The organism is Kitasatospora sp. NPDC001159, from assembly GCF_053598235.1.
On sequence record NZ_JBSFJV010000004.1, the window covers coordinates 17,172 to 43,174 of the forward strand.

The window sequence follows — 26,003 nt, forward strand, 5'->3', positions numbered from 1 at the left end:
GGTGCTGCGGTCCCCGGTACCGCGAGGGTGGGGTCCCGGTCCGGGCCGATCGCCGGCTCTGCCTCAATCGTCCCGCGCAAATCCGACGAATCAGACTTCTTGCGGCGATCGGGCCAGGGGTCTTGCGGGGGTGGAACAGCGTCAGTGCAACAAAAAACCCCTCGTGCCCAAGGGCATGCGAGGGGTGGCGCGTCGGTCTGTCACGAGCGGGGCGTGTGAACCCACTCAGCCGACGCGCCCGCCAAGTACGAGAATTCGGGTGCGCATGGCAACGACCATCCTCCTGTCCAGGGTGGCGTGTCAAGCAGGTGGGATCACCGTCTCGCCATGCGGACTCACTCCTGGACCGGCGGCGGCGCGGCGTTCGGGCAGGTCGGAGGCCCCTCGGTGCGGCTGCGAGGTTCCTTGGTGATCTCCGACACGGCTTCCCTGGGCATCCGTACGGCCACTCGTCCGGGTGTCCCCGGTCAGGTGGCCACGACGGGCGGAGAGCGAGCCGAGCGGCTTGGGCAGCGGGTAGCCGCGGCGAGCCAGCGCCCGGCGCAGCCGGATCTCGTCCAGCGGCGGGGCGAAGGCCGAGCCCTCGGCCCGGCGGCAGCCCAGCTCCTGCAGCACGGCGACCTGGCGGGGCAGGTCCACCCCCTCGGCGGCGGTGGCCATCCCCAGGTCGTGGCCGAGCCGCAGGGCGTGCTCGGCCAGGGTTCTGCTGAGCGCGGACTCACCGAGGTCCTGGACCAGCGTGCGGTCCAGCTTGAGCCCGTCGAAGGGCAACCGGGCGAGGGCTCCCAGCGAGCCGTTCCCGGCGCCGTAGCCGGCCAGCCAGGTGGAGACGCCTAGCCGGCGCAGCGCGGCCAGCCTGCGGCCGAGTTCGTCGGCGAGCGAGTCCGGGCCCATCCGGGCCACCTCGATCACCAGCTCGCCGGCCGGCAGGCCGCTGTCGCGCAGCGCCGCGGCCACCGTCTCGTACAGGCCGGGCGAGCAGAGCCGCTCGGCGGAGAGCCGTACCGCCACCGGGACGGGCGCCGGCCCGCTGCGGCCCCGGGCGCCCAGGGCGCGCCGGTCGGCGGCGGCCGCGACCGCCTCGCGGAGCAGCCAGCGGGAGAACCGGGTGGCCGCGTCGCCGTGCTCGGCGGAGCGCAGGAACTCGGCCGGGGTGAGCAGCAGGCCGCCCGCCGAGCACCACCGGGCCTGGGCCTCGACGCCGACCACCGCGCCGCTGCCGAGGTCCACCACGGGCTGGTGGAGCAGGGCGAAGCCGCCTTCCCGGACGGCCACCCGCAGCCGCTCCTCCAGCTCGGTGCGGCGCTCCAGGTCGGCCCGCATCGCGGGGGTGTAGAGCACCACCCGGCCCTTGCCCTCGGACTTGGCCCGGTACATCGCGAGGTCGGCGTTGCGCATCAGCTCGTCGGCGGCGGCCCTGGGATCGGCGGCCGGGCCCCGCTCGGGGGTGCCGAAGGCGATGCCGATGCTGGCGGCGACGCCGAGTTCGGCGCCGCCGATCCAGTACGGCTCGGAGAGCGCGACCCGCAGCCGTTCGGCCAGCTCCTGGACCTGCAGCCGGCCGAGCGGGCCGCAGACCAGCGCGGCGAACTCGTCGCCACCGAACCGGGCGACGGTGTCCCCGCAGCGCACCGCGCCCTGCAGCCGGCGGGCGGCCTGCACCAGCAGCTCGTCGCCGACCTGGTGGCCGACGGAGTCGTTGACCGCTTTGAAGCCGTCCAGGTCGAGGAAGAGCACCGCGATCCCGGCGCCCGTCCCGCTCTGTTGGCCGCGGGTGCCGAGGGCGCCGCGCAGCCGCTGGGTGAACAGTGCCCGGTTGGGCAGGTCGGTGAGCGGGTCGTGGAAGGCGTTGTGCTGCAACTGGGCCTGGAGCATGACGCGTTCGGTGACGTCCCGACTGTTGAGCAGCAGGCCGTCGCGGTGCCGGCTGACCGTCGACTCGACGTGCAGCCACTCCCCGGCGCCGGAGCTGATCCGGCACTCCACCCGGGCCGAGAGCTCGGCGGTGCCCGGGGTGCGGTGGGCGGTGAGCCGCACCCGCGCGAGGTAGCGGCGGACCTCGGAGAGCACCCGGTCCACGTCCTCGGGGTGGACCAGGTCCAGCAGGTTGCCGCCGACCAGCTCCTCCGGGTCCCGCCCGTAGACGCCGAGCGCGGCCGGGGAGACGTACGAGAGCACACCGCTGGCCCCGGCGATCATGATGACGTCGCTGGAGCCCTGCACCAGGGAACGGAAGTGCGCCTCCTTGTGGCCGAGTTCCTGGGCCAGCGACAGGTTGTCGAGCAGCATCACGCCTTGCCTGAGGATCAGTGCCAGCCCGACGGTGCAGGCGGCCGCGGCCACCACCCGGTCCAACGGGCGTCCGCCGAGGGCGTTGTAGAGGATTCCGGCGATGCACACGGCGGCGGCCGCGTACGGGGTGAGCGCGCTGAAGGTGGTGGCCACCCGACGGCGCGGCAGGCCCCCGGCCGAGGGGTGCTCGCGCAGCGGACGGCGCCAGCGCGGGGACCACGGCGCCCATGCCAGCAGCAGGCTGCCGGAGAACCAGCCGGCGTCCAGCAGTTCGCCGGAGTGGTAGTGGCTGCGCAGCTCCGGGGAGGTGAACAGGGCGTCGCACGACACGGTGATGGCGAGTGCCAGCATCGCGGTGTGCACGGCCGCCCGGTTGCCGTCCCGGCCGCCGAAGCGCAGCCCCACCACCAGGCTGACCAGCAGGATGTCCAGCACCGGGTAGGCCAGGTGGAGGGCGATGCACAGCGGGGAGCCGTCCTCGCCGGCCGCGATCCGGCCGAGCGCCAGGCTCCAGCTGAGGGTGAACAGCGAGCCGGCGATCAGCCAGCCATCCAGCAGCAGGCAGAGCCAGCCGGCCGCCGAGCGGGGGCGCTGGGCGAGCACCAGGACGCCGGTGATGGCGAGCGGGGCGAACAGCAGGAAGGCGTACTCGGCGAGCGATTCGCGCGGCAGCGGGGTGCGCACGACCAGCTCGTACCAGCCCCAGGTTCCGTTGCCGAAGGCGACCATGAGCGAGGAGAGGCCGAACAGCAGCCAGGCCGGGCGGGCGTGCCCGCCGACCGTGCAGCCGTAGACCAGGCAGGACAGCGCGGCCGCGAGAGCGGCTGCTGCCAGGCCGAAGTCGCCCATGAAGATGGAGAGTTGACCTGACCCCCAGCCGGCGGCGGCGCCCGACGCATAGGCCAGGCAGAGCCCGCCCAGGGCGAGGCCGGGCAGCGCGCGGCTCTCCAGCAGCCGGCGCATCGGGCCGCGCCGGGCGGGCGCCGGCAGGTCGACGGCGGACGTGTCGGCGGGTGGCACCTCCGGCCGTCCAGCTCCGGGCAGCACCGTATCGGTGGAGCTCACTCGACCTCTCCCCCTCCGGCCCGGGGCCTGGCGCCCCGGCCACGGGCCACCGGCCGCGCACCTCTCGGCCGTACGCGGTGGCCTGGCGCCCCGTCAGAACGGCGACCCAGGAGGTGGGCGGCCTTCCGGTCGCCGCACCGCACCGATGCTCCCGATCGGGACCCTACACCAATTTCGTCACTCAATGACACGCACACTCAACTTAGAGTAATGGCCGAAGGGTGGGTGAATGCACCCGGTTCCGACGGATCGGCCCGGTTGGCGGCGGCGCGCGGGCAGGGGCTCACGCGGCGCGCACGGGAGCACGCGACGGCGCCCACCCGCCGTACCCAGCCAGCGGGCCTGTCTCTCGGGTCCTTGCCGGGTCCGCCAGGACCCAAGGGACAGGCCCAGGTCGCCGACCGTCCGGGAACGGTCGGCGACCTGGGGTTTCAGCGGCCCACGGGGGCCAGGTCCTCGGGGAACAGCCGCAGTCGGTGGGCCAGCGCGGCGGCCTCGCCGCGACCGCCGACCCCGAGCTTGCCCAGGATGTTGGACACGTGCACGCTTGCGGTCTTCGGAGAGATGTACAGCTCCTCGGCGATCTGACGATTGGTCCAGCCGCGCGCGAGCAACCGGAGCACGTCCCGCTCACGGGGGGTGAGGCCGAAGGAGTCCCCCGGGGCCCCGGTCGGCGCGGCCTCGGCGGCCGGGCGGCCGGCCGGGGCCAGGTTCAGCCCGGCCCGCTCGGCCAGGGCGCCGATCTGCGCCCCCAGCAGCCGGTCACCCCGGGCGGCCGCCAGTTCGGACGCCTCGCGCAGCAGTTCGGTCGCCGCCTCGCGCCGGCCTGCCTGCACCTCGGCCTCGCCGCCGCGCAGCAGGGCGAGCGCCAGCGGGTACGGCAGGCCGACCGCCCGCAGCGCGGTGACCGCTTCGGCCCACTGTCCGGGTGTGTCGGCGGCTTGGGCGCGGGCCAGTTCGGCCTCCAGCAGCCGGGCCCAGCCCAGGTGCAGCGGTGCCCGGGGGCGCAGTTCGGCGGCCGCCGCGGCGATCGCGGCCAGCGCCTCGGCCCGGCCCGCCTCGGCCTCCGGCAGCCCGCGGGTGTCCGCCTCCATCCCGGCGGCCTCCACCAGCAGCGGGTAGACGTCGGACTCGTGGCCGATCCGGCCGTCCTCGGCGAGCGCGGCGAGCAGTTCGGCCCGGGCCTCCAGCGGCCGCCCGCCGCACGCCGCGACGCGCATCGCCAGTCGGCTGATCGGCACGCTGTGCTGGATCTGGCCGATCCGGTTGGCCGCCCGGGCCTGCGCCAGCATGGTCGCGGCAGTGGGCAGGTCCCCCGCCAGCAGGGCGAGTTCGCCGCGCATCCGGTCCAGGAACTCGGCGTGGGTGCCGCTCAGGCTGGTCAGCTCGCAGGCCGCGAGCACCTCGTCGGCCTCCTGGATCCGCCCGAGGTCGAGCAGCGCCTCGACCAGGTTGCCGGTCAGGATGGTGCCGATGTTGCGCAGCAGGCCGTTGCCGTCGGCGAAGTCCAGGCCCTCCCGGGCCAGCCGGACGGCCTCCTCGGCCCGACCCAGCCCGCGCTGCACGCTGGCCAGGTTGTTGATGCCGCGCAGCAGCAGGTCCGGCACGCCCAGCCGGCGGGCCGCGTCGACCGCCCCGACCAGCTCGGCCAGCCCGCCGTCGGCGTCGCCCTGCACGTCGTGGCGCAGGCCGCCGAGGGTCATCCGGGCGTGCACCTCGACCGAGTGGGCACCGACCTGCTGGGCGATCCGGATCGCCCGCTCGGCCAGCTCGATGTGCTCGGGGCCGGCCTGCTTGAGCATCGCCGTCCCGGCGGCCAGCGCGAACACCTCGGCCTGCACGGCGGACGGCGGCAGGTGGTCGACCAGCGCGTACGCGCGGGCGATCTCCTCGTCGTCCCCGGAGCGGCGCAGATTGCCCAGCATCCGGGCCCGGTTGATCCGGAACCAGGCCGAGCGCACCGGGTGCTCGGTCTCGTCGACCAGCCGGATGCCGCGCTTGGCCAGGCTCAGGCCGCGCTCGCGGTCGCCGCAGCGCCGGGCCGCGACCACCGCCTCGGCCAGCACGTCCTCCAGCTGGATCCGGTCGCAGTCCGCGTCGGCGGGGCTGTGGTCGCAGGCGCCGGGCGGGTAGGTCTCGGCCCAGTCGTAGGGGCGCAGGGTGTGCGCCAGCACCTCCTCGGAGACCATGTCCCACAGCTCCAGGGCCCGTTCCAGCAGGCCGAGCTGCTCGGCGAAGGCGTTGCGGCGGCGGGCGGCGCGGGCGGCGTCCAGGGCGGTCGGCAGGGCGCGGGCCGGGTCGTGCGCCTGGTACCAGTAGTTGGCCAGCCGGGCGGGCAGCGCGTCAGCGGGGACGAGGTGCGGCTGGGCCTCCACGGCGAGCGCGAACTTGCGGTTGATCCGGTGCCGTTCGCCGGGCAGCAGGTCGTCCGAGACCGCCTCGCGGACCAGCGCGTGCCGGAAGCGGTAGCCCTCGCCCTCGGTGTCGGGGCGCAGGATGTTGGCGCCGACGGCCGCCCGCAGCGCCTCGATCAGCGCCTCCTCGTCGTCGTCCAGGACGGCGGCCAGCAGGGCGTGTTCGACGTGCGAGCCGCCCTCGGCGGCGATCCGCACCACCCGCTGGGCCTCCTCGTCCAGGCCCTCGACCCGGACCAGCAGCATGTCCCGCAGCGAGTCGGTCAGCCCGGCGCCGCAACCGTCCTGGAAGGCGGTGGCCAACTCCTCGACGAAGAACGGGTTCCCCTCCGAACGGCGGTGGATGCGGTCCACCAGCTGGCGGTCGGGGGCGGCGGTGCCGAGGATGCCGGCCAGCTGGGCGGCGACCTCCCGGCGGCCGAACCGGGCCAGCTCCAGCCGCTGGACGGTGCGCAGCCGTTCGAGCTCGGCCAGGAAGGGGCGCAGCGGGTGCCGGCGGTGCAGGTCGTCGGTGCGGTAGGTGGCGACCAGCAGCACCCGGGAGCGGTGCAGGGTGCGCACCAGGAAGGCCAGCAGTTCGCGGGTGGAGCGGTCGGACCAGTGCAGGTCCTCGACGGCGAGGACGAGGGTACGCTCCGCGCCGAGCCGCTCGAACAGCCTCGCGGTGTGCTCGAACAGCCGGGCCCGGCCGTACTCGTCGTTGGGTTCGCCGTCCACCTCGCCGAACTCGGAGAGCAGCCGGGCGAGGTGCCCCTCGCTGCCGGCCGCGGCGGCCTCCAGCTCGGCACCCAGCGAGCGGTGCAGCCGGCGCAGCGCGGCGGCCAGCGGGGCGTACGGCAGGCCCTCGGCACCGACTTCCAGACAGCTGCCGAGCGTGATGACCGCTCCCCGGTCGCCGGCCCGCTGCAGGAACTCCTCCAGCAGCCGCGTCTTGCCGACGCCGGCCTCGCCGCCGACCAGGACGGCTTGCGGGCTGCCGGTGCCCGCACGGCGCAGCGCGTCGGTCAGTTCGGTGATCTCGCTGCCGCGGCCGACGAAGACGGGACTGACCGATATCTGCTGCATGGAGGCGAGCATGCCATAGCCGGTGGTGGCGGGAGGAGGGGTTATCTCCCCCGGCGAACGCCCGGCCGAACGCCCGGAGGGGGAGGCGCTCTCCTGCGGCGCCTCCCCCTCCGGGACTCCCTCGGCACCGTCGTGGTGCCGGACCGTCAGCATTCGGGCTGACGCACGGGGCGCCGCTGGAAGCGGGCGGCGACCGGACGGCGGCGCAGACGTCGCGCCTCCTTGGCCTCGCGCACCAGGCGCTCGTGCTCGGCGCGGACCTCAAGCTCGTGGGCCTGCTGCTGGATGAGCTCGTACTCGATCACTTCGGGTTCCCCTTCTGGGTTTCACTGCGTTTCCCTGACGAGTAAGAGCTTCCTCTCCCAGGCGGGGGTGCCACATCGGGAGCGTGCCCGATGTTTTGGGACGGGGATGCCTTAGATCGGGCTCCGAAAAAGGTTTAAGGCCCCGTCTCACCTAGATACATAGGTGAGACGGGGCCTTAGGCCTTACTTAGAGAGCCTTAGACGCCTTAGAGGCCTTAGGAAGGTGGGGTTGACAGCCTAGGTCTCCAAGGCTTCTCAGGCGGAGACGCCCAGCTTCTCCAGGCTGGTCCTACTGTCCTTCGACGGCAAGCCGCTCCAGGATCAAGTCCTTCACGCGGGCGGCGTCCGCCTGGCCGCGGGTGGCCTTCATGACCGCGCCGACCAGCGCGCCCACGGCCTGGACCTTGCCGTCGCGGATCTTGGCGGCGATCGCCTCGTTCTCGGCGATGGCCTGGTCCACGGCGGCGCCCAGCGCGGAGTCGTCCGAGACCACGGCCAGGCCTCGCTTCTCGACGACCTCGTCCGGCTCGCCCTCGCCGGCCAGCACGGCCTCGATGACCTGGCGGGCCAGCTTGTCGTTCAGCTTGCCCTCGGCGACCAGCGCGGCGACCCGGGCGACCTGCGCCGGGGTGATCGGCTGCTCGGTCAGCTCGGTGCCGGTCTCGTTGGCGCGGCGGGCCAGCTCGCCCATCCACCACTTGCGGGCCTGGTCGGCCGGCGCACCGGCCGCGATGGTCTCCTGGATCGGCTCCACCGCACCGGCGTTGAGCACCGACTGCATGTCCTTGTCGGACAGGCCCCACTCGGCCTGCAGCCGGGCGCGGCGCACCCGCGGCAGCTCGGGCAGGGCGGCCCGCAGCTCCTCGACCCACTCGCGGGAGGGGGCCACCGGCACCAGGTCCGGCTCGGGGAAGTAGCGGTAGTCCTCGGCGTTGTCCTTGATCCGGCCCGAGGTGGTGGTGCCGTTGTCCTCGTGGAAGTGGCGGGTCTCCTGGATGATGGTGCCGCCGTCGGTCAGCACGGTCGCGTGCCGCTGGATCTCGAACCGGGCGGCCCGCTCCACGCTGCGCAGCGAGTTGACGTTCTTGGTCTCCGAGCGGGTGCCGAACGTCTCGGTGCCGTTCGGGCGCAGCGACAGGTTGACGTCGCAGCGCATCTGGCCCTTGTCCATCCGGGCCTCGGAGACGCCCAGGGAGCGGATGACCTCGCGCAGCTCGGCGACGTACGCCTTGGCGACCTCGGGGGCGCGCTCACCCGCGCCGGTGATCGGCTTGGTGACGATCTCGATCAGCGGGATGCCGGCGCGGTTGTAGTCGAGCAGCGAGTGGGTGGCGCCGTGGATGCGGCCGGTCGCGCCACCGACGTGGCTGGACTTGCCGGTGTCCTCCTCCATGTGGGCGCGCTCGATCTCCACGCGGAAGGTCGAACCGTCCTCCAGCTGTACGTCGAGGTAGCCGTTGAAGGCGATCGGCTCGTCGTACTGCGAGGTCTGGAAGTTCTTGGGCATGTCCGGGTAGAAGTAGTTCTTCCGCGCGAACCGGCACCACTCGGCGATCTCGCAGTTCAGCGCCAGGCCGATCTTGACGGCCGACTCCACGCCCACCGCGTTGACCACCGGCAGCGAGCCCGGCAGGCCCAGGCAGGTCGGACAGGTCTGGCTGTTCGGCTCGGCGCCCAGCTCGGTCGAGCAACCGCAGAACATCTTGGTCTTGGTGCCGAGCTCGACGTGGACCTCAAGGCCCATCACCGGGTCGTACGACGCGAGAGCGTCCTCGTAGGAGACCAGGTTCATGACGCTCACAGCGTCCCTTCTCACTTGAAGCTTGGGAGGTACGGGCCCGGCCGCCGCGTGGCGCGGGGCCGGGCTAGGGCGTGTCCCGCGGGTCCTCGCCGGGTCCGCCGAACCCACAGGACACGCCCTGAGCGCTCAGCTCAGCCCAGCAGCACGTCGTCGGAGCCCAGCTGACGCAGCTCGCGCACCAGCAGGGCGGTGCCGGTGACCAGCGCGGCGGCGCCGATCAGGGCGTTGACCAGCTTGAGGGTGTCGCTCTCCTCGCGGGCCTTGCGGACGTCCTTGACCACGGAGATCGCACCGAACGCGCTGGTGCCGATGGACAGCCAAAGGCCGGGCTTGCTGTGCTTGAAGCCCTTGGCCTTCTCGATCTTGCTCACAGTGCCGGTACCTCCTCCAGCAGGGTGTGCCCCCACTTGTCGTTGAGTGCGGCCTCAACGGCGCCGCCCACGCGGTACAGGCGGTCGTCCGCCATCGCGGGTGCGATGATCTGCAGGCCGACCGGGAGATTGTCCTCCGAGGCCAGGCCGACCGGCAGCGACATCGCCGCGTTGCCCGCCAGGTTCGACGGAATCGTGCACAGGTCGGCCAGGTACATCGCCATCGGGTCGTCGGCGCGCTCGCCGATCGGGAAGGCGGTGGTCGGCGTGGTCGGCGAGACCAGCACGTCCACCCCGGCGAAGGCCGCGTCGAAGTCCCGCGAGATGAGCGTGCGGACCTTCTGGGCCGAGCCGTAGTAGGCGTCGTAGTAGCCCGAGGAGAGGGCGTAGGTGCCCAGGATGATGCGGCGCTTGACCTCGTCGCCGAAGCCGGCCTCGCGGGTCAGCGCGGTGACGTCCTCGGCGGAGCGCGAGCCGTCGTCGCCGACCCGCAGGCCGTAGCGCATCGCGTCGAAGCGGGCCAGGTTGGAGGAGCACTCCGACGGCGCGATCAGGTAGTAGGCCGGCAGCGCCAGGGTGAAGGACGGGCAGGAGACCTCGACGACCTCGGCGCCCAGCTCGCGCAGCAGCTCCACCGACTCGTTGAAGCGCTGCATGACGCCGGCCTGGTAGCCCTCGCCGGCGAACTCCTTGACCACGCCGATCCGCATGCCGCGGACGTCGCGCATCTTCGCGGCCTCGACCACGGCCGGGACCGGCGCGTCGATCGAGGTGGAGTCCAGCGGGTCGTGCCCGGCGATGGCCTCGTGCAGCAGGGCCGCGTCCAGCACGGTGCGGGCGCACGGACCGCCCTGGTCCAGGCTGCTGGAGAAGGCGACCAGGCCGTAGCGGGACACCGAGCCGTAGGTCGGCTTGACGCCGACGGTGCCGGTGACGGCGCCGGGCTGGCGGATCGAGCCGCCGGTGTCGGTGCCGATCGCCAGCGGGGCCTCGAAGGCGGCCAGCGCGGCGGCCGAACCGCCGCCGGAGCCACCGGGGATGCGGGTGAGGTCCCACGGGTTGCCGGTCGGGCCGTAGGCGGAGTTCTCGGTGGAGGAGCCCATCGCGAACTCGTCCATGTTGGTCTTGCCCAGGATGACGACGCCGGCGTCCTTGAGGCGGCTGGTCAGGGTGGCGTCGTACGGCGGGATCCAGCCCTCGAGCATCTTCGAGCCGCAGGTGGTCGGGATGCCCTTGGTGGTGAAGACGTCCTTCAGCGCCAGCGGGACACCGGCCAGCGGGCCCAGCTCCTCGCCCTTGGCGCGCTTCTCGTCGACGGCCTTGGCGGCGTTCAGCGCGCCCTCGGTGTCGACGTGCAGGAAGGCGTTGACCTTCTTGTCGACGGCCTCGATGCGGTCCAGGTGCGCCTGGGCGACCTCGACGGCGGAGACCTCGCCCTTGGCGATGGCGGCCGCGGTCTCGGCGGCGTCCCACTTGATGATGGGAGTACGGATCAGGTCGGTCATCTCGGTCAGTCCTCCCCGAGGATCTGCGGCACACGGAAACGCTGCTCCTCGGCGGCGGGGGCGCCGGACAGCGCCTGCTCCGGGGTGAGCGACGGCCGCACCTCGTCCGCGCGCATGACGTTGGTCAGCGGCAGCGGGTGGGAGGTCGGCGGGACGTCCTGTCCGGCGACCTCGGAAACGCGGGCGACCGCGCCGATGATCACGTCGAGCTGCTCGGCGAAGTGGTCCAGCTCTTCGGGCTTCAGCTCAAGACGCGACAGCCGGGCGAGGTGGGCGACCTCCTCGCGCGTGATGCCAGGCATGCAGCGATCCTCAGGGTGAGTTCTGGTGAGACCCGGCGATGCCTGCGGCGGCGCCGGGCCCGGGCAGGAGCAGCCGGGTTCGGCGCTCCGTCCTCGTGGTCTTTGGACCCCATCCTATGGGGCCCGGCCCGGCCACCGGCCAACGAGTAGAGGCGTCCCCCCCGTTACTGCGGGCAGCGCGCCGCCCCGGGGAACTCCTACTGGGGCCTGGTGCGGGCCCAACTCTGGTTGCCGGGCGCCTTGATCTCCAGCTGCGCGGCCTGCATCGGCTGGCTGCACGGCACGGCCCGGACGGCCGGGGGCAGCACGGGCGGGGGCAGCACGGGCGGGAGCGCCGGCGGCAGCACCGGGGGGAGCGCGGTGGGCTGGGAGAGCGGCTGGGAGAGCGGCTTGATGATCGACGGGAGCTGCGGCGGGGCGCCCAGCCGCTCCACCGTCGGGGCGGAGGTGGTGCGGTGCACCCGCAGCCAGGCGGTGGCCTGCTCGGCGGGCAGCGCGGCCGACACCAGCCAGCCCTGGACGGCGTCCACGCCCATGCGGTGCAGCCGCTCCCAGGTCTCGTCGTCCTCGACGCCCTCGGCCACCACGGTCAGACCGAGCGAGTGGGCGAGCTCCACCGAGCAGCGCACCACCGCCGCGTCGTGGTCGTCGGCGACCATCCGGGAGACGAAGGAGCGGTCGATCTTCAGCTCGCCGACCGGCAGGCTGCGCAGCCGCACCAGCGAGGAGTGGCCGGTGCCGAAGTCGTCCAGGGACATCCCGACGCCGTAGCCGCGCAGCTCGGCCAGGGTTTCGGCGGCCCGCCGGGAGTCGTCCAGCAGCAGTCGCTCGGTGATCTCCAGCTGGAGCGCGTGGGCCGGCACCTGGTGGCGGACCAGGTGCCCGGCGACACGCTGGGCGAAGCCGGGGTTGAGCACGTCGCGCGGCGAGACGTTGACCGCGACCTGCACCTGCAGGCCCAGGTCGCGCCAGTAGGCGAGCTGGCCGACCGCCGCCTCCAGCACGTAGTCGGTGAGCCGGGGCATCAGGCCGCTGGACTCGGCGAGCCCGACGAACTCGTCCGGCGAGACCCTCCCCTGCCCGGGCCGCTCCCAGCGCAGCAGCGCCTCCAGGCCGACCACCCGGCCGTCGAAGGCCACCTTCGGCTGGTAGTGCAGCTGCACCTCACCGGCCTCCAGGGCCCGGCGCAGGTCCCCGAGCAGGCCGATCCGGTACGGGGTGTCGGCGTCCTGGGTCTCGTCGTACTGGGCGACGCCGCTGCACTCGCGCTGGGCGTGGCCCATCGCCACGTCGGCGCGGCGCAGCAGCGACTCGGCGTCCTGGGCGTTCTGCGGGTAGACGCAGACGCCGGCGCTGGCCTCCAGCACCAGCAGCAGCCCGTCGAGCCGGATCGGCGCGGCGAGTTCGGCGATCAGCGCCTTGGCGACCCGCTCCAGGCTGTCCGGACAGTTGATGCCGGGCAGCAGCACGGCGAACTCGTCGCCGCCCATCCGGGCCACCATCGGGCGGCCGCGCCGGTAGTGCCGGGGCAGGCCGACGAAGACGTCGTCGATGGACTCCCGGGTGGCGCTGCCGGCCGTGCCGCCGGAGCGCAGCGCCCGGTGGAGTCGACGGGCGATGTGAACCAGCAGCCGGTCACCGGCCGTATGTCCTAGTGTGTCGTTGAGTGATCGGAATCGATCGAGATCAAGCAGGATGAGACCGACGCTGTAGCCCTCCTCGCGTTCGGCGATCGCCTCCTGGGCGGCCAGCAGCAGGGCCTGACGGTTGGGCAGGTCCGTCAGCGGGTCGGTCAGCTGGTCGCGGGCGCGGTCCCGGGCGATCCGCCAGGCGGCCACCAGCACCGCCAGCGGCACCGCGAACAGCGGCAGCAGTTCGGGTTCGTACCGGTAGACCAGGACGGCCAGCGGGATGAGCGGCGCGGCTCCGGCCAGCAGCACGCCGAGCAGCAGGACCGCACCCGCCACCCCCTGCGGCGGGCGTGTGGGCGCGCCGCCGGTCGTACGATCCATAAGCCCTGTCCTCCGTCGGGCCCGCCCCCGTCAGGCCGCCTTACGGTGAGGCACCGTGCCGGTACCGACAGCTGCCGGGCATGGAGCGACCCCGAGGAGCACCGGCTCAGCCGGTGCCCCCACCCCTGCTGACACTCTGTTGCGCTCCAGGGTATGCCGGGGCCCACCCGGTGGGCAGACTTTCGGACAACCGGAAACGCGCCACCGCGCCCGGGTGTCGCACAAGTGACACAATGCCCGCTGTCACTGAACGACACCCGGTGACGCCGCATCAGGACGATAACAACACGGATCACGGCACCAGCCGCTCGGGGCGGCCTCGAATCAGCCCTCGGCGGGCGCCTCCTGCGGCTCGGCGGCCTCCTCCGCCTCCGGAAGTCCCAGGTGGGCGCGGGCGGCCGACGGACCGTCGGCGAGCAGCACGGCGAAGCCCGCGTCGTCCAGGACCGGCAGGCCGAACTGAACGGCTTTGTCGTACTTGGACCCCGGGTTGTCACCGGCCACCACAAAATCGGTCTTCTTCGAAACCGAGCCGGTTACCTTCGCTCCGCGTGAGGTCAGCGCCTCCTTGGCGCCGTCCCGGGTGTGCCCGGCCAGGGTGCCGGTGACGACCACCGTCAGGCCCTCCAGCGGGCGCTCGCCGACCTCCTCCGCGGCCTCCTCGGCGAAGCGGACCCCGTCCCGCTTCCAGTTCTCCAGGATCCGCTGGTGCCACTCCTCCCCGTACCACTCCTTGATCGAGCGGGCGATGGTCGGACCGACGCCCTCGACGGCCGCCAGCTGCTCCTCGGTCGCCTCGAAGATCTTCTCCAGATCGCGGAACTCCCGGGCGAGCGCCTGCGCGGCGACCGGGCCGACGTGCCGGATCGAGAGGCCGTTGACGAACCGCCAGAGCGGACGCTCCTTCGCCGACTCCAGGTTGTCGATCAGGGTCTGCAGCGACTTCTTCGGCTCGCCCTTGGTGGTGGCGAAGAAGAAGACCTCCTTCTCCTTCCCGGTCCTGTCGTCGAGCTTCGGCATGCCCGTTTTCGGGTCCCGGACCAGCACCTTGATCGGCAGCAGCTTCTCCGGCGTCAGGCGGAAGATGTCCGCCTCGTTCCGCACCGGTGCCTCGGCCGGTTCCAGCGGCTGGGTCAGCGCGGTGGCCGCGACGTAGCCGAGCCCTTCGATGTCCAGGCACTGCCGCCCGCCGAGGAAGGCGATCCGCTCACGGATCTGGGCCGGGCAGAACTCGGCGTTGGGGCAGCGCAGATCGATGTCCCCCTCGGACATCGGACGCAGCTCGCTGTCGCACTCCGGGCAGTGCGAGGGCATCACGAAGGCCTGCTCGGTGCCGTCCCGCAGGTCGTAGACCGGGCCGAGGATCTCCGGGATGACGTCACCGGCCTTGCGCAGCACGACGGTGTCGCCGAGCAGCACGTCCTTGGCCTTGACGATCTCCTGGTTGTGCAGCGTCGCGTACTGCACCATCGAGCCGGCCACCTTCACCGGTTCGGCCAGCACCGCGAACGGGGTGGCCCGGCCGGTACGGCCGATGCCCACGCGGATCTCGGCCAGCTTGCCGGTGACCTCCTCCGGCGGGTACTTCCAGGCGATCGCCCAGCGCGGGGACTTGGAGGTGGCACCGAGCCGGCCCTGCAGGGCGATCTCGTCCACCTTGACGACCACGCCGTCGATCTCGTGCTCGACCGAGTGCCGCTGCTCACCGAAGTGCTTGATGAAGGCCCGCACTTCGGCGAGGGTCCCGACCACCTTGTTGTGCCGGGCGGTCGGCAGACCCCAGTCGTGCAGCAGCTGGTACGCGTGCGACTGGTTGTCGATGTCGAAGCCGACCCGGGCGCCGATGCCGTGCACCACCATGTGCAGCGGGCGGGAGGCGGTGATGTGCGGGTCCTTCTGGCGCAGCGAACCGGCGGCGGCGTTGCGGGGGTTCATGAACAGCCGGATCATCGCGCGGGGCCGCTTGCCCTCCTTGGCGCGCTCCTCGTTCTCCTGCCGGCGGCGCTCGTTCTCCTCCGCGAAGGAGGCGTTGAGCGCCTCGAAGGCCTCGGTCGGGAAGTAGACCTCGCCGCGGATCTCGACCAGCTCGGGGATGTCGTCGCCCTTGAGCCGGTGCGGGATCTCCTTGATGGTGCGGACGTTGGCGGTGATATCCTCGCCGACCCGGCCGTCGCCGCGGGTCGCCGCCTGCACCAACTGGCCTTTCTCGTAGGTGAGGTTGACGGCCAGGCCGTCCACCTTGAGCTCGCACAGGTAGTGGTAATCGATGCCGTGCAGCTCGGTGGCGACCCGCTCGGCCCAGGCCGCGAGCTCCGCGTCGTCCATCGCGTTGTCCAGGCTGAGCAGCCGCTCGCGGTGCTCGACCTCGGCGAACAGCCCGACGGCCGCGCCGCCGACCTTCTGCGTCGGCGAGTCCGGGGTGATCAGGGCCGGGTGCTCGGCCTCGATCCCCTCCAGCTCGCGCATCAGCCCGTCGAACTCGGCGTCACTGACGATCGGCGCGTCCTGCTCGTAGTACCGGGCGCGGTGGTCGGTGATCTCCCCCGCCAGCTCGGCGTGCCGCCTGCGCACCTCCGCCGGGACGTCCTCCCAGCCCTCGACAGCCGTCACCGCAAGCCCTCCTACGTTCTCATTCCGGGTTGTCCACCAGGCTCCGCGCCGCCCGCTCGGCGAGCGACAGCGCCTTGCGCGCGTACCCCGGGGAGGCCCCGGCCAGCCCGCAGGTCGGCGTCACCAGCACGCGACGGCCCAGCAGCTCCGGGGCGAACCCGAGCCTGCGCCACAAGGTCCTGACACCCTGGACACTACCGGCCGGGTCCGACACCGCCTGGTCAGTGGAGGGGACGACACCCGCGAGGATCATCGTGCCCTCCTCGACGGCCTCGCCGAGGTCGTCGTCCGAGCGCTCGGTCAGCAGCGAGAAGTCCAGCGAGATGCCGGCGACTCCGGCGCGGCGCAGCAGCGGGATCGGGACGTCCGGGGCGCAGCTGTGCACGACCACGGGCGCGTCCAGGCCGCGGATCAGCTCCCGCAGCACCTCCTCGGCGATCTGCCGGTCGACGGCACGCAGCCGCTGGAAGCCGCTGGCGGTCTTCACCTCGCCCGCGAGGACGGCGGGCAGTGAGGGCTCGTCAAGCTGGAGGACCAGTTGTGCGCCGGGGACGCGCTTGCGGACCTCCGCGAGGTGGCGGCGCAGTCCCTCGGTGAGCGAGCCGGCGATGTCCCGGCAGGCGCCGTGGTCCGAGAGCGCCTTCTCGCCGTGCTTGAGCTCGATGCTCGCCGCCAGCGTCCACGGGCCGACGGCCTGGACCTTGAGCGCACCCCGGTAGCCCTGGGTGAACTCCTCCAGCGCGTCCAGGTCCTCGCGGAGCCAGGAGTGGGCGCGCCGGGTGTCCCGGCCGGGGCGGTCGGCGAAGCGCCAGCCGCTGGGCTCGGTCTGCGCGAACAGCTCGACCAGCAGGCCGGCGCTGCGGCCGATCATGTCGGCGCCCGGGCCGCGCGCGGGCAGCTCGGGCAGGAACGGCAGCTGCTCCAGCGCCCCGGTGGAGGTCTTGGCGGCCTCGCGGGCGTCGGTGCCGGGCAGCGAGCCGACGCCGGTGGCGGCGCCGCGCAGGTCGGGGAAGGGGTGTGGGGTGCTCACCCGTCCGAGCCTACTCATGCAAACGGCCCCGGTACCGAGCACGGGGCTCGGGACCGGGGCCGTCGGCTGGGGACCGGGGTCAGTACCCCTGGTAGCCGAACTCGTCGACCACGAGGTGCAGCGGGGCGCCGCTCGCGTTGTAGAGCGAGACCTTGCCGTCCTTCACCGGGACCACGACCTGGTTCGGGATGGTCTCCAGGAGTGTGTTCGAACTCCGTGGTGCGGGCGGTCGGCCCGGCCGACTGCCCGCACCACGGTGGCCTACTGCCCCGGGCGGACGCTGATGTCGGTGATCTCGGCGTCCCGGGAGGCGTCCAGGGCGGCGAGGATCGCCTTGGCCACGGACTCCGGCTCGATCCAGCGGCCGGCGTCGTAGTCCTTGCCCTCCTGCTGGTGCACCTTGGCCTGCATCGGGGTGGCGGTGCGGCCGGGGTAGACCGAGGTGACCCGGACGCCGCCTGCGTGCTCCTCCTGGCGCAGCGCGTCGGCGAGCGCCTTGAGGCCGTGCTTGCTGGCCGCGTACGCCGACCACTCGGCGTGGGCGTTGAGGCCCGCACCGGAGTTGACGAAGACCACGTGGCCCTTGGCCTGCCGGAGCGAGGGCAGCATCAGCCGGGTCAGCTCGGCGGGGCCGACCAGGTTGACGTTGAGCGTCTCCTGCCAGGCCTTCACCGGCAGATCGCCGACCGGCCCGAGCTCGACCACGCCCGCGACGTGCAGCAGCGAGTCCAGCGTGACGGGCAGCTGCTGGTGCCCGAAGGCCCAGGACAGCTTCGCCGGGTCACCCAGGTCGCCGACCAGGGTCCTCGCCCCGGGGAAGCGCTCCCGCAGCTCGGCGGCACGACGGGCGTCGCGGGCCAGCAGCCAGAGCTCATCGCCCCGCTCGGCGAGCTTCTCGGTCAGGACGGCGCCGATGCCGGAACCGGCGCCGGTGATCAGATGTGCAGCCATGCCCCCGATCCTCTCAGGCCTTGAGCTGCACGAACACCTCGGCGGGCGTGTCGGCGAAGCTGATCAGCTCGGAGAGCGGCCGCGGCAGGAAGCCCTCGGCGTCCATCCGCTCCAGCTGGGTGCGCAGGCCCGAGTAGAAGCCCTCGGTGTCCAGGACGACGACCGGCTTCTCGAACATCCCGTGCTTCTTGAGCTCCAGCACCTCGGCGACCTCGTCCAGGGTCCCCAGCCCGCCCACCAGCACCACGACGGCGTCCGCGCGGGTCGCCAACTCGGCCTTCCGCTCGGCCAGATCGGCGGTCATGACGAGCTCGTCCGCGCCGACGTAGCCCTTGTGCTTCAGCATCTCGACCAGCACGCCGACCAGTCGGCCGCCGGCCGCCTTCACCTCGTCGGCCAGCAGCCCCATCAGCCCGGCGTTCGAGCCGCCCCACACCAGGGTGTGCCCGCCCTCCCCGAGGAGCCGGGCGAACTCGGCGGCGGGGGCGGAGTAGCGGTCGTCGAGCGAGTGGGCGGAGCAGAAGACGCAGATATTCATAGTGCCCTTGGTCTATCACGCCCCACCGCCCTCACTCACCCGGTTTGGCCGCCACCCGTCGTACGTACTTGCGACAGGTGGCATCCGGACCGTGACGTCGCTCAATCCCCCAGGTCAGACGCACCGGGCCGGGCTCCGGGAAGTCCTCCGGCCGGGTGAGCGGAGCGGCGAACGCTCAATGGCGGGCTCCCCCGCGGCGGACTAGTCATGTCCTTGACGCCCTGTCGGGTCACCCTGCGGAAACGGTGCCCCCGGGCTTCCCCTGTCGGCTTCACTGAAAGGACATGCACGACATGGCTGGTATCACGATGCGTCGGCGGATTCCCGTTCTCCTCGCGGCAACCGGGTTGGCCGTTCTGGTCACCGCGGGCGCGGCTCAGGCGGGCACTCCGGTGGACCATGCGGCATCCGGTGGATTCCCCTGCAAATCGATCGAGCAGAGCGCCACGGCTTCCGGTCCGGCCGCCGACCCCTCCGGGCCGGACGGGAAGGAACACTGCAGGCCGGTCGACGTCGGCGCGAAGATCGTCGCCACCAGCCCGCAGATCATCCCGACGAACACCCAAACCAAGATCACCTTCGCCCAGGCCGAGTTCGACACGGACGCGATGTTCAACCCGGCGAACTCGACCCTCGTGGTCCACACCCCCGGGCGCTACTACCTCCAGGGGAAGCTCTTCTGGAGCTTCCTCCCGAACGCGAGCGCCGTACGCGACCTGTCCATCCTGGTCAACGGCGCCCTCGTCTCCCAGGACGAGGCGGGCGCCGCGGACCCCAACAACGCCTCACAGGACACCTCGACGATCGTCGACCTGAACGTCGGTGACGTGATCGAGCTCGACGCCCTCCAGAACACCGGAAGCAACGCCAACTCGGTGCTCTTCACCAACGGCGCCGGGAAGACCATCTTCCCGCAGCTCATGGCCGAGCGGCTCGCCCCGTAACCGCCCCGCGCCGAACCGCCCCAGGGATGCCGGGAACGAGCGTCCCTCCAGCTTGTCCGTCGGAATCGGCGGCCAGACTGGCGCAACGTGCCGTTCGTGCCGCCGGAGCGGCGGCACGAACGGAAAACCGAACTCGGTCAGGCGTGGATCGCCGGGCGCTCGGTGGTGGCGATGGTGGCGGAGCCGATGACGCGGGTGCCGTCGTACAGCACGACCGCCTGGCCGGGGGCGATGCCGCGGGCCGGGGTGTCGAGGCGGACGTGGAGGGTGTCGTCGACCACCGAGGCGGAGACGGGCACCTCCTCGCCGTGGGCGCGGAGCTGGGCGGTGTAGCGGCCCTCGGTCAGGGGCTCGGTGCCGCACCAGCGGGGGCGGATGGCGGTCAGCGCCGTGACGTCGAGGCCCTCGACCGGGCCGACGGTGACGGTGTTGTCCACCGGCGAGATGTCCAGCACGTACCGCGGCTTGCCGTCGGCGGCCGGGCGGCCGATGCGCAGGCCCTTGCGCTGGCCGATGGTGAAGCCGTAGGCGCCGTCGTGCTCGCCGAGCTTGGTGCCGTCGACGTCGAGGATGTCGCCGGTGGCGGTGCCGAGGTGCTTGGCCAGGAAGCCCTGGGTGTCGCCGTCGGCGATGAAGCAGATGTCGTGGCTGTCGGGCTTCTTGGCCACGGCCAGGCCCCGGCGCTCCGCCTCCGCCCGGATCTCCTCCTTGGTGGTGTCACCGAGCGGGAAGAGGGAGTGGGCGAGTTGGTCAGCATCGAGCACGCCCAGCACGTACGACTGGTCCTTGGCGCCGTCCACCGCCCGGTGCAGCTCGCGCGAACCGTCCGGCAGGTCGACGATGCGGGCGTAGTGGCCGGTGCAGACGGCGTCGAAGCCCAGCGCGATCGCCTTGTCCAGCAACGCGGCGAACTTGATCTTCTCGTTGCAGCGCAGGCACGGGTTCGGCGTCCGCCCGGCCGCGTACTCGGCGACGAAGTCGTCGATCACGTCCTCGCGGAAGCGCTCGGCGAGGTCCCAGACGTAGAAGGGGATGCCGATCACATCGGCGGCCCGCCAGGCGTCCCGGGAGTCCTCGATGGTGCAGCAGCCGCGCGCGCCCGTACGGAAGGACTGCGGGTTCGCCGACAGCGCCAGGTGGACGCCGGTCACCTCGTGGCCCGCTTCGACGGCGCGGGCGGCGGCGACGGCGGAGTCGACTCCACCGGACATCGCCGCGAGTACGCGCAGGCGGCCGGTGGACGGAGCGGTCGGGGCACCCGGGAAGTCAGTCATGGTGAATACAAGAGTACGGGGCCGTCGAACATGCCCGGCCCCGCACAGGACTACCGCCGGACCGACGCCAGGCCCGCGTTCCGCGCCCGCTGGACGGCCGGGGCGATCGCCGCGACCAGCGCCGCGACGTCCTCCCGCACCGAGGTGTGGCCGAGCGAGAACCGCAGCGAGGCGCGCGCCAGCAGCGGGTCCACGCCCATCGCCAGCAGCACGTGGCTGGGCTGCGGCACCCCGGCCGAGCAGGCCGAGCCGGTGGAGCACTCGATGCCCTGGGCGTCCAGCAGCATCAGCAGCGCGTCGCCCTCGCAGCCGGGGAAGGAGAAGTGGGCGTTGGCGGGCAGTCGGCCCTCGGCGGACGGGTCGCCGTTGAGTACCGCGTCCGGCACGGCGGCCAGCACCCCGGCCACCAGCTCGTCGCGCAGCGCGCCCAGGGTGACCGCGTGCTCGGCCCGGTGCTCGACGGCCCAGGCCGCGGCGGCCGCGAAGCCGGCGGCGGCGGGAGCGTCCAGGGTGCCGGAGCGCACGTCGCGCTCCTGCCCGCCGCCGTGCAGCAGCGGGACGGGCGTGGCGCCGCGGGAGAGCAGCAGCGCGCCGATGCCGAACGGGCCGCCGATCTTGTGCCCGGTGACGGTGAGCGCGGTGAGCCCCGACTCGGCGAAGGAGACCGGGACCTGACCGAGCGCCTGCACCGCGTCGGCGTGCATCGGGATGCCGTACTCGGCGGCCACGGCGGCGAGTTCGCGCACCGGCTGGACGGTGCCGACCTCGTTGTTGGCCCACATCACGGTGACCAGCGCGACCGAGGCCGGGTCCCGCTCGATCGCCGCGCGCAGCGCCTCCGGGTGCACCCGGCCCAGCGGGTCGACCGGCAGGTACTCGACGTCGGCGCCCTCGTGCTCGGAGAGCCAGTGCACCGCGTCCAGCACCGCGTGGTGCTCGACCGGGCTGCACAGCACCCGGGTGCGGGCCGGCTCGGCGTCCCGGCGGGCCCAGTACAGGCCCTTGACGGCCAGGTTGTCGGACTCGGTGCCGCCGCCGGTGAGCACGATCTCACTCGGGCGGGCACCCAGCGACTCGGCCAGCGACTCGCGGGCCTCCTCGACCACCCGGCGGGCCCGGCGGCCGGCCGCGTGCAGGGACGAGGCGTTGCCGACCACCCCCAGGTGCGCCGACATCGCGGCGATCGCCTCGGGCAGCATCGGCGTGGTCGCCGCATGGTCCAGGTATGGCATAACCATCAGATTGTAGAGGGCACCCCGGTGCCGTGATCCAGGCCTGCGCACCGATCCGGCCACCGGACGGCGCGTCGGCCGGACCGCGGTGTCCGGGACTGGTTTGTACCACTGCGCCGCCCAGCGGTTAGCCTGACGAACACTTCTCAAGCGGGTTCCAGGGGGCGTCATGTCGCAGTCGGTCGACCGCGCGCTGACCCTGCTCGGCTCGCTCGGCGACGGACCGCTCTCGCTGGAGCAGGCCGCCGCCAGCCTCGGGGTGCACAAGTCCACCGCGCTGCGGCTGCTTCGCACCCTGGAGGAGCACGGTTTCGTCCGGCGCCAGCCCGACCGGCACTACCGGATCGGCGGCCGGGTGCTCTCGCTGGCCCACCGCGCGCTGGAGGACTTCGACGTCCGGCAGGTGGCCGCGCCCTACCTGGCCGCGCTCAACGCGCGCTGCGGCTACACCGTCCAACTGGCCGTGCTGCACGACGGCGAGGTGCTCTACCTGGACGAGGTGGCCGGGCCCTGGTCGGCTCGCCCGCCCCGGATCGGACGCCGTGCCCCGGTCACCGGGACGGCGGTCGGCCGGGTGCTGCTCGCCGGACTGCCCGAGGACGGCGCCCGCGAGGAGGAACTGCCGCCCGACCTGGCGGCGGTGCGCCTGCGCGGCTGGGCGGCCGAGTCGGCCGAGCACCGGGAGCCGGTGACCTGCGTGGCCGCGCCGGTCGCGGGCAGCGGCGGCCGGACGGTCGCGGCCTGCGCGCTGAGCGCCCCGGCCAGCCGGGTACCGCCGGCCGAACTGGCCCGGATGCTGCCGGAGTTGCTCTGCACGGCCGAGGCGATCTCGCTCGCGTACGGCGGCTCGCCTACTCCTCGCTGGTGCGAGAACCGTTGCGGTGCCAGGCCCGCGGGGCGCGCCAGCCGTACTTCAGGGCGAGCATCCGCAGCCCGAAGGCGGTGAGCGCGGCGGCGGTGCCGGTGACTCCGGTGAGCCGGTTCGCGCCGATCAGCACGGCCACCAGGGCGGCGCCGGCCAGGGCCGGGACGGCGTAGATCTCCCGGTCCCAACGCAGCAGCGAGGGGATCTCCCCGGCCAGTACGTCGCGGATCACGCCGCCGCCGGCCGCGGTCACCATGCCGAGCGCGATGGCCGCGACCGCGCCCAGCCCGTAGTCGTGCGCCTTGGCCGTACCGGTGACGCAGAACAGCCCGAGGCCGAGGGCGTCCAGGGCCTGTACCGCCCGGTTGATCCGCTCGACCTCCGGGTGCAGGAAGAACACCACCAGCCCGGCGGCCAGCGGGGTGAGGAAGTAGCCGAGGTTGGTGAAGGCGGCCACCGGCGTCGCGCCGATCACCAGGTCGCGCATCACCCCGCCGCCGAGGGCCGTGACCTCGGCCAGCACACAGATCCCGAAGATGTCCATGTTCTTGCGGACGGCGAGCAGCGCTCCGGAGAGCGCGAAGACGAATATGCCGACGAGGTCCAGCGACTGCTGCACGTCGGAGGGGAAGATCTGCGAACTCACCGTCCATGTGTACCCGATGCGCCCCGCCCGCCGGGAATATGGTCACAATAATGTCTCGCGGGCAGGGCTCCCCAGGGCTTCCGTGCTCTCCCGCGAACGAGCCACGTGGCGACGATCGCAAGATCATCAAGTCGTTCGACCGCCCTCCCCCGCGTCCTCCCCGGCGCCCACTCCGGAACCGTGCCCGCGCGTTCCGCTAGCCTCCTGCCTGTGAAGCTCATCGAACGTGCAACCAAGCGCAGCTCGGGCGCCCCAGTGACCGGAGCCAAGGCCGCTGCCGTCCCGTCGAGGCTCGGCTGGCTCGACGCCTTGCGCGGCATAGCCGCCCTCTCGGTGGCGATCTACCACTTCGCGCTGCCGTTCTACTGGCTCCACATCGACAAGGGTCCTCGAAACTTCGGGGACCCGGGCATCTTCGGCGTCATGCTGTTCTTCCTGGTCAGCGGGTACATCATCCCGGCATCGCTGGAGCGGCGCGGGGATGTGCGATCGTTCTGGGCGGGCCGGTACTTCCGGATCTACCCGGTGGTGATCGTCACCGTGGTGCTGAGCCTGGTGCTCCTGCCCCGCAACCACTCAGTGATCCAGGGCTTCGCGTTCGACCACCCGCTGCTCTCGCTGGCGGGCAACGGCCTGATGTTCCAGGACCTGATGGGCATCCCCAACGTCATCGGGGTCATGTGGACGCTCTCCTACGAGATGCTCTTCTACTTCTTCGTGACGGCCCTGTTCGTCACCGGCCGGCACCGGCAGAGCGCCCCGATCGCGATGGGCTTCGCGGCCGCCGCGCTGGTGCTGGGCGCTTGGCTGCCGCTCGGAACGCTCACGGCCGGCGGCCTGCCCGCCACCCGGCACCTGGTGCTGGCCGCCGCGATCATCGTGGTCACCGCGATGGTGTGCATCTTCACCGGCAGGGCGGATCTCGCCCGTCGGGGCGGTGTGATGCTGGGTGGCCTCGGTCTGGTGCTGGTCCTGCTGAACAGCCGGTCCACCGCCTTCGAGACCCTGATGATCTTCGCCACGATGTTCGCCGGCACGGTGCTGTACCGGCTGGAGCACGGACAGATCGAGCGACTCCCGGCGCTCCTGTGCTGCGCCTTCGTGCTCACGGCGGGTGTCGCGTCCGGCTACATGTACAACCGTGACCAGGCCCTGTGGCGGACCTGGACCGAGACCTGGAAGTCGTTCTCCTTCGCCTACCTGGCCGCCTGGGTCGTCTTCGCGATCGGCATGCTGCTGCGCCACCGCCGTTTCCCGCGCTGGCTGACCTGGACGGGATCGATCAGCTACTCGGTGTACCTGCTGCACAACCCGCTCATCCACTTCATGAACTGGAAGCTGGAGGGCCACCAGCCCTTCACCTCGTGGCAGGACCGCAGCCTGCAGTTCTTCGGTCTCATGGCCGCCCTGTTCGTGCTCAGCTACCTCAGCTACCGCCTGATCGAGATCCCGTTCCAGAACCTCGGCCGCAAGGTGATCAGGGCGCTGAACCGTCGCTTCCCGGCTGACCCGCTGCCCGCCCGTCCGATCGCCCCAGCCCGGGAGGCGGAGCCCGTCCCGACCGGCCGCAGCTGACGCCCACGACGAAAGGCCGCCCGCCCCCGGAAGGGGGCGGGCGGCCTTTTCGCACGTCCTACGAGGCGTCGTCGCGGTTCTCCGGGCTGTGCTCGGGGCCGTGCCTAATCGTTCCCCTCGCTCCGCTCGGGGAAGTGGCACGCCACCTGGTGCCCGGTCTTCAGCGCCGTCAGCGGCGGCTCCTGGGTGGCGCACACCTCCTGCGCCTTCCAGCAGCGGGTCCGGAACCGGCAGCCGCTGGGCGGGTTGATCGGCGAGGGCACGTCGCCCTTGAGCAGGATCCGCTCGCGCCCGGCCCGCTGGCGCCGGCGCGGGTCCGGCACCGGAACCGCCGACATCAGGGCGTTGGTGTACGGGTGCATCGGGCTGCGGTAGAGCGAGTCCCGGTCGGCGATCTCGACGATCTTGCCGAGGTACATCACCGCCACCCGGTCCGAGACGTGCCGGACCACCGAGAGGTCGTGCGCGATGATCAGGTAGGTCAGGCCGAGCTCCTGCTGCAGGTCGTCCAGCAGGTTGACCACCTGCGCCTGGATCGACACGTCCAGCGCCGAGACCGGCTCGTCCGCGACGATCATCTTCGGCTTGAGCGCGAGCGCCCGGGCGATGCCGATGCGCTGGCGCTGGCCGCCGGAGAACTCGTGCGGGTAGCGGTTGTAGTGCTCGGGGCTGAGCCCGCAGAGCTCCAGCAGGTCCTGGACGGCCTTCTTGACCCCGCCCTCGGGCTGCACGCCCTGGAGCTTGAACGGCGCGCTGACGATGGTGCCGACGGTGTGCCGCGGGTTGAGCGAGGAGTACGGGTCCTGGAAGATCATCTGGATGTCGCGGCGCAACGGCCGCATCGCGCCGACGCCCAGGTGGGTGATGTCGGTGCCCTCGAACTCGACCGTCCCGCCGGTGGGTTCGTCGAGCCGGGTGACCAGCCGCCCCATGGTCGACTTGCCGCAGCCGGACTCGCCGACGACGCCCAGCGTCTCACCGGCGTTGACCGTGAAGTCGATGCCGTCGACGGCCCGCACCGCGCCGGTCTGGCGCCGCAGCAGTCCGCCGTGGATCGGGAAGTGCCGGGTCAGGCCGGTCACCTTCAGCAGCGGCTCGCGGTCGGAGGCGGGCGCCGGCGACGCCCCGTCCATCAGCGTGCGGGGCGCCGCCGCCCGAGTCGCCTGAGTGTCCGTCATCGGTTCTCTCCAGAAAGGTGGTACGAGG

At 72.4% G+C, this 26,003-nt stretch carries 18 protein-coding genes and 1 pseudogene; 3 read left to right on the plus strand and 16 right to left on the minus strand.

Annotation, left to right across the window (positions count from 1 at the left end):
- Positions 1-300: 300 nt before the first annotated feature.
- From ACWC9T_RS03445 to ACWC9T_RS03500, 12 genes and pseudogenes are all read right to left on the minus strand, one after another.
- Entirely contained in the window at positions 301-3,255 is a 2,955-nt protein-coding gene (locus tag ACWC9T_RS03445; RefSeq protein ID WP_449819483.1) for a putative bifunctional diguanylate cyclase/phosphodiesterase, read from the minus strand.
- Between the two features lie 533 nt (positions 3,256-3,788).
- Complete coding sequence (locus ACWC9T_RS03450) at positions 3,789-6,836, minus strand: helix-turn-helix transcriptional regulator (RefSeq protein ID WP_449819360.1); 3,048 nt, start codon at positions 6,834-6,836, stop codon at positions 3,789-3,791.
- Between the two features lie 146 nt (positions 6,837-6,982).
- Complete coding sequence (locus ACWC9T_RS03455) at positions 6,983-7,141, minus strand: hypothetical protein (protein WP_449819361.1); 159 nt, start codon at positions 7,139-7,141, stop codon at positions 6,983-6,985.
- A 289-nt stretch (positions 7,142-7,430) separates the two neighbouring features.
- Positions 7,431-8,942 (minus strand): Asp-tRNA(Asn)/Glu-tRNA(Gln) amidotransferase subunit GatB, encoded by a 1,512-nt coding sequence (gene gatB / locus ACWC9T_RS03460; RefSeq protein WP_449819362.1) that lies wholly within the window; start codon positions 8,940-8,942, stop codon positions 7,431-7,433.
- A gap of 131 nt (positions 8,943-9,073) precedes the next feature.
- A complete protein-coding gene (locus ACWC9T_RS03465; RefSeq protein WP_449819363.1) occupies positions 9,074-9,313 on the minus strand; it encodes a hypothetical protein in 240 nt (79 codons plus the stop codon).
- Positions 9,310-10,818 carry an Asp-tRNA(Asn)/Glu-tRNA(Gln) amidotransferase subunit GatA gene (gene gatA / locus ACWC9T_RS03470; RefSeq protein WP_449819364.1) on the minus strand — a complete coding sequence of 503 codons (1,509 nt, stop codon included), beginning with the start codon at positions 10,816-10,818 and terminating at the stop codon, positions 9,310-9,312. Before gatA ends, ACWC9T_RS03465 begins: the two co-directional genes overlap by 4 nt.
- Before the next feature lie 5 nt (positions 10,819-10,823).
- A complete protein-coding gene (gene gatC, locus ACWC9T_RS03475) occupies positions 10,824-11,120 on the minus strand; it encodes an Asp-tRNA(Asn)/Glu-tRNA(Gln) amidotransferase subunit GatC (protein WP_030057414.1) in 297 nt (98 codons plus the stop codon).
- Between the two features lie 197 nt (positions 11,121-11,317).
- Positions 11,318-13,069 (minus strand): annotated as a pseudogene (locus tag ACWC9T_RS03480) (putative bifunctional diguanylate cyclase/phosphodiesterase); the annotation flags it as partial.
- A 387-nt stretch (positions 13,070-13,456) separates the two neighbouring features.
- Positions 13,457-15,742 carry an NAD-dependent DNA ligase LigA gene (gene ligA / locus ACWC9T_RS03485; RefSeq protein ID WP_449819365.1) on the minus strand — a complete coding sequence of 762 codons (2,286 nt, stop codon included), beginning with the start codon at positions 15,740-15,742 and terminating at the stop codon, positions 13,457-13,459.
- Positions 15,743-15,761: 19 nt separating this feature from the next.
- Entirely contained in the window at positions 15,762-16,772 is a 1,011-nt protein-coding gene (locus ACWC9T_RS03490; protein WP_449819366.1) for a methionine synthase, read from the minus strand.
- A 261-nt stretch (positions 16,773-17,033) separates the two neighbouring features.
- On the minus strand, positions 17,034-17,723 hold the full coding sequence (locus ACWC9T_RS03495; protein WP_449819367.1) for an SDR family oxidoreductase: 690 nt from the start codon (positions 17,721-17,723) through the stop codon (positions 17,034-17,036).
- A gap of 13 nt (positions 17,724-17,736) precedes the next feature.
- Positions 17,737-18,261 (minus strand): LOG family protein, encoded by a 525-nt coding sequence (locus tag ACWC9T_RS03500; RefSeq protein ID WP_449819368.1) that lies wholly within the window; start codon positions 18,259-18,261, stop codon positions 17,737-17,739.
- Positions 18,262-18,554: 293 nt separating this feature from the next.
- On the opposite strand from ACWC9T_RS03500, the gene ACWC9T_RS03505 reads away from it, so the two are divergent.
- Positions 18,555-19,205: a hypothetical protein gene (locus tag ACWC9T_RS03505; RefSeq protein ID WP_449819369.1), complete on the plus strand. Its 651-nt coding sequence runs from the start codon at positions 18,555-18,557 to the stop codon at positions 19,203-19,205.
- 137 nt (positions 19,206-19,342) lie between these two features.
- Here the strand turns inward: ACWC9T_RS03505 and mnmA are convergent, their stop codons facing one another.
- Together mnmA and ACWC9T_RS03515 are read right to left on the minus strand one after the other, a co-directional pair.
- Positions 19,343-20,479: a tRNA 2-thiouridine(34) synthase MnmA gene (gene mnmA / locus ACWC9T_RS03510; RefSeq protein ID WP_449819370.1), complete on the minus strand. Its 1,137-nt coding sequence runs from the start codon at positions 20,477-20,479 to the stop codon at positions 19,343-19,345.
- A 50-nt stretch (positions 20,480-20,529) separates the two neighbouring features.
- On the minus strand, positions 20,530-21,711 hold the full coding sequence (locus tag ACWC9T_RS03515; protein ID WP_449819371.1) for a cysteine desulfurase family protein: 1,182 nt from the start codon (positions 21,709-21,711) through the stop codon (positions 20,530-20,532).
- Positions 21,712-21,880: 169 nt separating this feature from the next.
- Between ACWC9T_RS03515 and ACWC9T_RS03520 the strand changes: the two genes are divergently transcribed.
- The gene (locus ACWC9T_RS03520) at positions 21,881-22,657 is read left to right on the plus strand and encodes an IclR family transcriptional regulator (RefSeq protein ID WP_449819372.1); all 777 of its coding nucleotides are present in this window, start codon (positions 21,881-21,883) and stop codon (positions 22,655-22,657) included.
- Here the strand turns inward: ACWC9T_RS03520 and ACWC9T_RS03525 are convergent.
- A complete protein-coding gene (locus ACWC9T_RS03525; protein ID WP_449819373.1) occupies positions 22,563-23,222 on the minus strand; it encodes a trimeric intracellular cation channel family protein in 660 nt (219 codons plus the stop codon). The two genes, ACWC9T_RS03520 and ACWC9T_RS03525, sit on opposite strands and share 95 nt — an antisense overlap.
- 210 nt (positions 23,223-23,432) lie before the next feature.
- Between ACWC9T_RS03525 and ACWC9T_RS03530 the strand changes: the two genes are divergently transcribed.
- Positions 23,433-24,797 (plus strand): acyltransferase family protein, encoded by a 1,365-nt coding sequence (locus tag ACWC9T_RS03530; RefSeq protein WP_449819374.1) that lies wholly within the window; start codon positions 23,433-23,435, stop codon positions 24,795-24,797.
- 104 nt (positions 24,798-24,901) lie between these two features.
- Here ACWC9T_RS03530 and ACWC9T_RS03535 read toward each other — a convergent pair whose 3' ends face one another.
- Positions 24,902-25,975, minus strand: coding sequence for an ABC transporter ATP-binding protein (locus ACWC9T_RS03535; RefSeq protein WP_449819375.1), 1,074 nt, complete (start codon positions 25,973-25,975; stop codon positions 24,902-24,904).
- Positions 25,976-26,003: the final 28 nt, after the last annotated feature.